Below are 9,284 nucleotides of genomic sequence, written 5' to 3'. Positions count from 1 at the left end.
GCCGGACTCTGAGGAAATGCGAGCGCGCCGGCTGTGCCGTCAACTGCCGCCGCTAGCGGGCAGGATCATCGGCAACTTCGATGTCGCCGGCCGCAGCCGCCGCGCGCAGTTGGTGAAAGTCGTCGAGGGACTTCTCGGCGTATGCGTACGACCACTCGGCGACTGCATTGTGCACGGTATGGCTGGTACCTACGTATCCCCGCAGTATCGATGCATTTGCGCTCTGCGAGTGCGCCCGTGCCAGCAGAACCGCACAAGCACTGACGTAATCACGGAATGTAGAGGGGGACATACCTTCGGTGTCGATGGTGCCCTTCATATCGTGGAACCGGCGGACGTAGTAGTCGCGGCAGTCCTTGCGTGTGGTCCCCAGGAACACATCCGACATCGCCTGCAGAATTCGCTGGCCATCGATGACGCGCACGCCCTGGCCCTTCGCCTCAACGGCCTCGGTCAGCGTGTCTGGCTGGCGCCAACCGCCGTATTCTTCGAGCACTGATCGAGTGGCCTCTTTGATCTGCATGATCATCGGTGTGTCGTTGGGGCCGACCATGATGACCAAGTAACAGCGGGTCCCGACGCTGCCGACGCCAACTACTCGCAGCGCGACGTCGGTGACGCGGAAGTGCGACAGCAGCAGCGCGACGTCAGCCGGGACTGCGGCCAGATACTCCTCAATCGACTCGACCAGGGGGGCTTCGGTCTCCTCGCCGACGTGCTGGAGAACCGGCGGTGATTCGCGCAGGCGCGGCGTTCCCTCGGGTCCGATCTGCGTGATCTGTTTGAAGACGCGCGCTGACGTTCGCGTGCGTGCCCGGGATATCGTTTTCTGAATCAGAGCCTGCGCTCCCTTGGATACCTTCCCGGTGTAGTGCTCCGGCTCCACCCGCAGGTAGTAGCGGTCCAGAACGCTCATCTCCTCGAGCATCGCCTGCAGACTGGTTTGGTAGCCCACCAATGCCTCTTCGACGCAACGGCGGATGGCCTTGCCCGGGTAGCCGGCATGGCGGCCCCCGATGATCGCGCTGGTGATCAAGCGTTTGACGTCCCACTCCGCGGGCGCGACAGCGGCCTCGTCAAAATCATTGAGGTCGAAGACTATTGAGCGGTGCGGAGCAGCGTACATGCCGAAATTCGACACGTGAGCGTCACCGCAACACATGACCTCGATCCCAGTCGACGGGCTTGCAGCGAGATCGGCGGCCATCACCGCTGCCGAACCTCGGTAGAACGAGAACGGGTCGGCGAGCATCCGGGCAAAACGCAACGGGACAAGTTCGGATAATCGGCTGGCGTTCTGAGCGACGAGAATCTCCGTAGCCGTTCGCGGAGAAGGTGTGAGCTGTGCGAGAGCGCGCCGCGGGACGGTCTTTCGCAGCGCCCGACCGCGTGCCACATCCTCGCGCGGGACTTCCACCTCGATCAGGCGTTCACGCAACACGCGTTGCGGCATCCGATCAGCGTACTCAGCCCACGTCGGTGGACACCGGTTTCGAGGCCAGCACGTACCCGAGAGTCGTTGAACTCAGCGAGGCGCGCCGCTTACCGACGACAGGCCCTGGGTGAGTCGGGGAACTGCCCACACGTCCAGGTCGGCGGCGGGCACGGCGACACGGGCGATCAATGACTCGGCGCGGTCGGCGCCGAGATGCGCTTTGGTGATCCCCCGAAACTTCTGCTCAAGTCGGTGACGCCGAGCCAGTCCAGCACGCCATCGCGACAACGTCGTCGGGTAGTTGATCGAAGCTCAGCCCGGTCGACAGCTCCGCCAATTGCGATGTCAATCCGGTCATGGGCGTTCGTATGTCCCGGTCAGCACCCCGCGGGCGATCACGTGTCGGGTCATCTGCTTCAGTAGCGCCCTGGCCGTGGTGACGTGGTCTTCAATCGGCTCGTCAAGCGCCAACACATGGAACCGGTAGTGGTGCGGCCCGTGACTGGGAATCGGGCGCGGACCCGCGTATCCCCGGTGGCCCAAACCGCCTGGGATGAAACGCATTCCGGCGGTACCCGGCTGCAACGCGCCGGTGTCGACATCCTGCACGCCGGGCTCGATCACCGCGACGGTGTGCAGCAGCGGGCGGGGCAGCGGAACGTCGACGTCGTCGATGATCAGCACCAGCTGCCGGGTTTCTGGCGGCAGCCCGGTCCAGTGCAGCTGCGGTGAAGTATTGTCACCGACGCCTTTTCCGGCGCTCGCCGCCGGCATCGTGCCGCCATCGGTGAACGCCGTACTGGTGACCGTGATGTCATCGGGAGCTGCGAAAGCCGCACCGGCAAGCGGGCTTCGATGCTCGCCTGCTCGGACACTGCGCAGCAGTCTGCCGATGGCGCCCATCATGCGCCGCTTCCGGCGCCGCGGATCGCCACCGTGCTGGACCGCAGTGCGTCGCCCAATTCGGCGGGCAGATAGCCCTGCGCCGCCAGCCGCGGCAGTACGCCTCCGCTGGCAATGATCTCGAGAATGAGGTCGGGCAGCTTGGGCACCGACCCCGACGCCCCGGTGGTCTCGTTGCGCCAGGCGCCGGTCCCGAGATCGAAGGCCCCGGTGTCGCCCTCGCTGAAGACGGCGGTGGCGTCGGGAATCGTCATTGCGGGCAGCCCGGCGTTGACGGCATTGCGAAAGAACAGCGAATTGAACTCCTCGGCGACCAGGCCGGCCACACCGAGTTCGGTAAACAGCGCCGCAACCGGCCGCGACGATCCCAGCCCGAAGTTCTTGCCGGCCATCACGATGTCGCCGGGCGAAACCTCGTCGGTCCAACCGGGGCGTACCTCGTAGAAGATGTGCTTGGCTGCCTCGGGGGGATCCATCTTCATCGCGAAGGCCGGATACATGGCATCGGTGTTCAGGTCGTCGCCGAACAGCCAGACCTTGCCGGTGATGGTGAGCGTCACGGGGTCACACTCCTCGCGTCAATGATGTAGCCAGTGATCGCCGATGCGGCGACGGTCGCCGGTGAGGCCATGAAGATCTGCGCTTCGGGGCTGCCCATGCGGCCGGTGAAGTTGCGGGTACTCGATGTCAGGCACACTTCGCCGGGTCCGACCACGCCCATGTGGTATCCGAAGCATGCGCCACAGGTGGAGTTGGTGATCACCGCGCCGGCGTCCGCGATGTCCTGCAGGTAGCCGAGCCGCATCGCCTCGCGGTAGACGGCCTGTGACGCCGGTGTGACGAGCAGCCGGACGCCGGCAGCAACCGTCTTGCCGCGCAACACGTCCGCGGCAATTTCGAGGTCTTCGAGTTGGCCATTGGCGCACGAACCGATGAAGGCCTGATCAATTTTCTGCCTGCCCAACTGCGATACCGGCAGGCCGTTGCGGCTGACGGTGCCGGGCCGGGCCACGTAGGGCTCCAGCGCGGCCAGGTCCACTTGCCGCACCTCGCGGTACGTTGCACCGGGATCCGGTGCCGCAGCGTCATATCCGGTAACGCCACGCTCGTCGAGGAACGACGTCAGCACCCCGTCTGGCTCGAATGTGCTGAAATCAGCCGACACTTCCGCACCCTGGGTGGCGATGGTGCGACGGTCGTGCATCGGGATGCTCGCCAGCCCGGGGCCGCCGAACTCCAGGTTCAGGTTCGCGGCGTCGCCATATTCATTGGCGATGTGCAAGAAGATGTCCTTGCCACTGACCGCTTCGGGTTTGACGCCCTCGAGTTGGTAGCGGATCGTCGGCGCGACCTGAAACCAGGTACTGCCCGTGCACATGATCGAGTACACCTCGGCGGGGCCCAGACCGCGGGCGGCGGTGTTGTAGGCGCCTGCCGCGCAGGTGTGCGAGTCGGTGCAGGCCAGGATTTCCCCAGGCCGGGCCAGCCCGTTCTCGGCGATGACTTGGTGGCAGATGCCGTGTCTGCCGACGTCGTAGAAGCGCTCGATGCGGAACTCGGCGGCGAACTTTCGGGCGTGCGACCCGCCGGCGGCGTCTTTGATGGTCGGTGCGGGCACCGCGTGGTCCATGACGATCGCCAGCTTGTCGGGATCGTGAATGCGAAGCGGCTCGATCCACATCATCGCGAACTGCAGATCGATCAGCACTGTCATGTCAACGTCGACAACGACGGTCTCGCCCGCGCTCACCCTGTCCGCGCCGGTTTTGCGGGCGAAGATTTTCTCGATGATGGTCATACTCATGGGTGGTCCTCCATGCGTGCGTATTTGGCGTCGAGCGCGAGCCACTCCGCCATCCCGACCAGGTTGAAGAACTCGGCGGGCTGGGTGGGCAGGTAGTCAGTGACGTTGCTCCCGTTCAGCTCACACAGACCCTCCAGCATGCCGAGCACGACGCGGGCGAGCGGATTGCTCGGATGAATGGCGATGGCGTAGCCCAGTTCTTGCAGTCGCGTCGCTGACTCCAGCGGTGTCATACCGCCGAGCACCAGATTGATCAGCAGCGGAGCCTCGACATCGCGGGCAATGCGTTCGATCTCCTCGATACTCTGCGGGGCTTCGACGAAGATGACGTCCGCACCCGCCTGGGCGTACCGATTCGCCCGCTCGATTGCGGCCTCCAGCCCGAGCGGGGCCCGCGCGTCGGTCCGCGCGACAACAAGCAGGTTGTCGTCATCGCGAGCATCGAGCGCTGCAGCCAAGGTCTGCTCGAAGGCCGCGGCGTCGATGACGTGTTTGTCGGACAGGTGGCCACAGCGTTTCGGGAACACCTGGTCTTCCAATTGGATTGCGGCGACCCCGGCCTGCTCGTAGAGACCGACGGTGCGCACCACATTCATCGGTGCGCCGTAACCGGTGTCGGCGTCGGCGATCAACGGGACGTCGCATAGCACGCCGACAAGCATCCGGGCGCGCTCAGCCATCTCGGTGGCGGTGACCAAGCCGATGTCCGGCAGGCCGAATCCGGACGCCGCCACGCCGGCGCCGGTCATATACGCCGCCGCCTGTCCGGTGCGGCGGGCCAGATGTGCTGTTATCCCATCGAAAACGCCTGGGGCAACGATAAGTTCGCTGCGATCGAGCAGGGCGCGTAATTTCTGTCGGGCTGGTGTGGTGGCCATCTGTCGTCCCTTTCAGTCGAGTGCGCCCGCGACCGGCGGGGCCAGTAGATCAACGAGGGCGCCGACGTCGTCGAGATTTTCGAGGCCGACTGCCGCCCGTTCGATCGCGTCGGCGCGGTCGCGGCTGGTGACGCGGTCGGCCAGGGCATGGAACTTGGTGACCAGCTCGTCGTTGGTGACCGGGTCCCACGGCGCGCCGTGGGGTGCGACGACGCGGACCTGATGCACGCTGCCGTCGTGGGTGGTCACCGCGAGGTCGGTGCGGAACCGTTCGGTGGGGTCGGCGCCGGCGAGCGATTCGTCGAGGTGGACGTCGGTGACATCGATTAGCGACCAGATGTCGTCGGCGTCGAGGCGCGCGGGAGTGAACTGCTCGGGCAGCGCGTTTCCGTCGAGCAGTGCCGCGGCGGTGGCATAGCCGATGTTCATCTGGGCGCCGATCGCGGTCATCGGCCGCTCGGGCTTCCACCAGCCATGCTTGTACACGGTCTCACCAACCGTAATGTCGATCTTCGAAATATCCTCGCCGGCAACCGATTGCCGCAATTGCCGGGCCGCATCGACGGCTCCGTGCAATCCACCCATGACCGCGTAGGATTTCACCATGATGATGCTGGTCTCCCAGCATTCACCGAGTTGCTCGGTCAGCAGCGACGAGTCGGGGTCGTGGCCCTCACCGAAAACGCTGAGGAATCCGCCGTATTCACGCTCAAAGACTCGCTTGATGCCGGTGTAGTTCGCCGCTGCCAGCCCGGCGGCGTAGAAGCCGTTGCGGGCGGCGAACCCGTGGTGCATGCGCTTGCTCATCGCCTCGTACTGCGCGGCCATCAGCCCCGCCGACTGGGTACCCGCGAGCCCGAGGGCATCCTCCAACTGTGCCGGTGACAGCCTGCGTAGTTTGCCGGATGCCATCGCGGCGGAATGAGTGCCAAAGACCGGCCCGGAGTGCCAGCCGCGGTCGAGCATCTGTGTGCCGTGCAAGGTGTAGCCGACCCGAGGGCCGACCTCGAAGCCGGCAATTGCCCCGAGCAGAAACTCCATGCCGGTGGTGGCTTCGGACTGCGCGCTTGCCGTCGAGAGCAGCGCGGGAATCACCAGCGAGCAACTGTGCACCGGCGCGATGGGGTGGAAGTCGTCGAGCTCGAACCCTTGGATGAAGGTGCCGTTGAGCACCGCCGCCGCCGGTCCGCTGGTGGACTGTCCGGTCCCGATCACCACGACGTCGCCCTTGTTCTCCAGATCCAGAACCGCGTCAGTGGCGACCCGCGACCAGGGCAGTTGCGAACCGATCAGGGCGCAACCAATGCCGTCGAGCAGCAGGTGTTTGGCCCGCTCGACGACGTTGTGTGGGATGTCGTCGAGCGCTAGGTCCGCGACCCAGGTGGCTAGCTTTCCGGTCGGTCCGTCCGGATCGGTGGCGGCGGTCAGCTCTACCGCGGTCATTGTCAGCCCTCCATCCGCGTTGTATGCTTGTTATATACATATAACAAATCCTGATCGGTCCGGCAAGGGAGTGTGAAAGCATTGGTCCTCGTGCAGGAGACCAGCGGACCGGTGAGCACCGGTGCCGGGGTGCCGCTGCACCGTCAGCTCTTCTTGGTGCTGCACGACGAGATCGCACGCGGCGCGCTGGCTCCCGGCGATGCGCTGCCCACCGAGCAGGCGCTCTGCGACCAATTCGGGGTGTCTCGCATTACAGTGCGTCGGGCACTAGCCGATCTGGCCGAGCAGGGTTACATCGAACGCCGGCAAGGCGTCGGATCATTCGTCCGTCGACGCGATCGATCCGATGAGTTGCCGCCGGCCGGCTCGTATATGGACAGTCTTCGGCAGGCGCAATTTCAGACCTCCATCGACGTGGTTGAGCATGACACCCGAACGCCGCCGTCCTCGATCGGCGACGCGCTCGGGGTAACCGCCGAGATGTTGCACATTCTGCGGGTGCGGCGCGAGCGCAGAACTCACGAGCCGTTGATGGTCACCGAAGCCTGGCTGCCAACCGAACTCGCCGACACGCTGACCACCTCAGCGCTGCGGCGCAAACCCCTCTACGAGTTGCTCTCCACCGCCGACGTTGTCATCGATCGAATGCAGCATGAGATCACCGCCGAGATCGCGGGTCCACGCAACGCGCGCCTGCTCAACACTGCGATCGGTGCGGCGCTGCTTCGGGTCAACCGTCTGGTGTTCGTGGCGGGTTCGCCGCATCATTACGTGTCCATCCTGCTGTCGCCCAACCGCAGTCGCGTGCTGATGAGTCAGACCGCGGCCGATCTGCAATCGGATGACGGACTGGCGATCGCCCACGACGTACGTCGAGAGGCCACAAACCGTGGTGCGCAGTCGAAGTGACAAGGGCTCATCCGACTTAGCTGATATCGAACAGCGGTTGCGGCGGTTCGACATCACGCCCGTACTGGTGCACCAGGCGGGGCGAACCATCATCGAGGTCGGAGACGTATCGTGCCCAGTTCATATTCACTCCATGCGGAAGTCGATCTTGAGTACCCTTTTCGGTCAGGCCTACGATCGAGGCGAAATCGATCTCGAGGTGACGCTGGGAGAGCTGGAAATAGATGACACACCTCGCCTGACCGACGAGGAAAAGTCAGCCAGGGTCGGAGACCTTCTTGCCGCACGGTCCGGCGTCTACCTGCCCACCGAGGAAGGTGTCGCGCTGGGGCGCCCATCAAGAGGATCACACCCGCCCGGCACGTTCTGGTGCTACAACAATTGGGATTTCAACGTTTTGGGAAACATCTATGAACGAACAATCGGCCGCAGCTTGTTCGTCGCCTTCGAACACGATCTAGCCCGGCCACTGGGCATGGTCGACTGGGACATCTATCAACATGGGTCGTACCAATACCGCGCCGATATCCTGGGTGGCACAACCCGATACCCGAACTACACGTTTTATCTGTCGGCTCGAGACATCAACGGGTTCGGGCAGCTCTATCTCAACAACGGAATGTGGGATCGTCGTCAACTGCTTTCACCGGAATGGATCGCGCGCAGCACCGGCCCACTGTCGCGCACCAACTATGCGGCGGGATTGCTTGGGATGTACGGTTACTGCTGGTGGGTGGCCGGGCCGTCCGATGAACTGCGCCACATCGGAATTGCGGATACCGTCTACTCCGCGATCGGCTTCGGCGGGAACTTCCTGACCGTGCTCCCCGACATCGATACGGTAGTCACAGTCGTAACCGATACCCCCACCTGGCTTGAGGGCTCGTCAACACCGCGTTCCGAACCAATGACCAACGACGACTACCAAGAGCTGCTCGTCCACCTTGTTGCAGCGTTGTCCCGACACAACTCCGTCACAGGCGTCCATCTGCTCGCAGGTCGGGATGCACCCAGTTCGGGGACCGGCGTTCTCTGAACGCGACGAAACCCTCGACGGCCTCGGCACTTTCGATGCTGGCTTCCATTCCGATGCGGTCGTAGAGCCCGAGGTAGTTATCCAGGCTGGACTTGACGACGCGCCGGGCTCCCGGGGCCGTACGGCAACATTGCGCCAGCACCTCCTTAGCGGCGGTCATCAGCTCGTCGTGCGGCACCATCCGCGCGACCATGCCCCACTCGACGGCTTCGGACGCGGTGAGCGTCCGCCCGGTCAGCATCAGATCTCGAGTGCGGATCGGGCCCACGATGCGCGCCAGCATCTGGCTGTAATAGGTGTCGGCGATACCGCGGTACAGCTCGGGAACCCGGAAGGTCGCCTGCTCACTGACCACCGCGACGTCGCTGCACATCGCGATTTGCAGCCCGCCGCCCTGGCACAGGCCGTTGACCGCGGAGACCACCGGCTTGGCGGACTTACGTAGCGTGTCGAACGGCGTTATATCCATGGACAGCGCCGCTCCCCATTGCATCCAGTTGTCGGCCCCGCCGCCGCCGAGATCGCCGCCCGGCGCGAACACGTCGCCGGTTCCGGTTATCAGCAACCCCGCCAGATCAGCGTCGGCGTTGACCCGCGAGACCGCGTAGCGGATGCCAAAGTACATCGCCGGTGTCATGGCGTTGCGGGCTTCCGGGCGGTCCAGCGTCACGATCGCGAACGGCCCCTCGCGCCGAAACGTCAGGTAGGGCGTTCCCAGCCAGTCACCCTCGGGCGGGCGTGGGCGGCCATTTTCTTGCGGGTCTGGAGGGGTTGGCGGCATTGCGTCTCACACCTTTCTTCTATGCGGCGCGATCCATGTCTTGGCATTCCATCAGTTCGCCAGAGTCGCTTCGTCGATCGCCTCTGCATAAGGTG

The 9,284-nt window shown here is 64.5% G+C and carries 10 protein-coding genes; 2 read left to right on the top strand and 8 right to left on the bottom strand.

The genetic code is table 11. From position 1 onward, the window contains the following. Positions 1–52 precede the first annotated feature (52 nt). The 7 genes from WAN71_RS14935 to WAN71_RS14905 all read right to left on the bottom strand — a co-directional run bounded on the left by WAN71_RS14935 (position 53) and on the right by WAN71_RS14905 (position 6,463). Entirely contained in the window at positions 53–1,453 is a 1,401-nt protein-coding gene (locus WAN71_RS14935) for a DUF2252 domain-containing protein (protein WP_422226073.1), read from the bottom strand. A gap of 72 nt (positions 1,454–1,525) precedes the next feature. Further along, positions 1,526–1,723: a hypothetical protein gene (locus WAN71_RS14930; protein ID WP_422226072.1), complete on the bottom strand. Its 198-nt coding sequence runs from the start codon at positions 1,721–1,723 to the stop codon at positions 1,526–1,528. Positions 1,724–1,789: 66 nt separating this feature from the next. Continuing rightward, a complete protein-coding gene (locus WAN71_RS14925; RefSeq protein ID WP_422226071.1) occupies positions 1,790–2,341 on the bottom strand; it encodes a YbhB/YbcL family Raf kinase inhibitor-like protein in 552 nt (183 codons plus the stop codon). Further along, positions 2,338–2,886 (bottom strand): 3-isopropylmalate dehydratase, encoded by a 549-nt coding sequence (locus WAN71_RS14920; RefSeq protein WP_422226075.1) that lies wholly within the window; start codon positions 2,884–2,886, stop codon positions 2,338–2,340. The genes WAN71_RS14925 and WAN71_RS14920 overlap by 4 nt, the downstream gene beginning before the upstream one ends. Positions 2,887–2,894: 8 nt before the next feature. Beyond that, positions 2,895–4,142, bottom strand: coding sequence for a 3-isopropylmalate dehydratase large subunit (locus tag WAN71_RS14915; protein ID WP_422226070.1), 1,248 nt, complete (start codon positions 4,140–4,142; stop codon positions 2,895–2,897). Next, positions 4,139–5,020: an isocitrate lyase/PEP mutase family protein gene (locus WAN71_RS14910; protein WP_422226069.1), complete on the bottom strand. Its 882-nt coding sequence runs from the start codon at positions 5,018–5,020 to the stop codon at positions 4,139–4,141. The genes WAN71_RS14915 and WAN71_RS14910 overlap by 4 nt, the downstream gene beginning before the upstream one ends. 12 nt (positions 5,021–5,032) lie before the next feature. Beyond that, entirely contained in the window at positions 5,033–6,463 is a 1,431-nt protein-coding gene (locus WAN71_RS14905) for an MmgE/PrpD family protein (RefSeq protein ID WP_422226068.1), read from the bottom strand. An 81-nt stretch (positions 6,464–6,544) separates the two neighbouring features. Here WAN71_RS14905 and WAN71_RS14900 point away from each other — a divergent pair, with 81 nt between their 5' ends. After that, the gene (locus WAN71_RS14900; protein WP_422226074.1) at positions 6,545–7,372 is read left to right on the top strand and encodes a GntR family transcriptional regulator; all 828 of its coding nucleotides are present in this window, start codon (positions 6,545–6,547) and stop codon (positions 7,370–7,372) included. A gap of 133 nt (positions 7,373–7,505) precedes the next feature. Continuing rightward, positions 7,506–8,408, top strand: coding sequence for a serine hydrolase domain-containing protein (locus tag WAN71_RS14895; protein ID WP_422226067.1), 903 nt, complete (start codon positions 7,506–7,508; stop codon positions 8,406–8,408). On the opposite strand, the gene WAN71_RS14890 is transcribed toward WAN71_RS14895, so the two are convergent. Continuing rightward, positions 8,347–9,189, bottom strand: a complete 843-nt coding sequence (locus WAN71_RS14890; protein WP_422226066.1) for an enoyl-CoA hydratase/isomerase family protein — start codon at positions 9,187–9,189, stop codon at positions 8,347–8,349. The genes WAN71_RS14895 and WAN71_RS14890 overlap by 62 nt on opposite strands. Positions 9,190–9,284: the final 95 nt, after the last annotated feature.

Origin of the sequence: Mycobacterium sp. (assembly GCF_049280035.1) — a bacterium.
In the GTDB taxonomy this organism is placed as follows: domain Bacteria; phylum Actinomycetota; class Actinomycetes; order Mycobacteriales; family Mycobacteriaceae; genus Mycobacterium.
The sequence above is the reverse complement of the archived record's forward strand: the minus strand, read 5'-3'. Positions and strand labels throughout refer to the sequence as shown.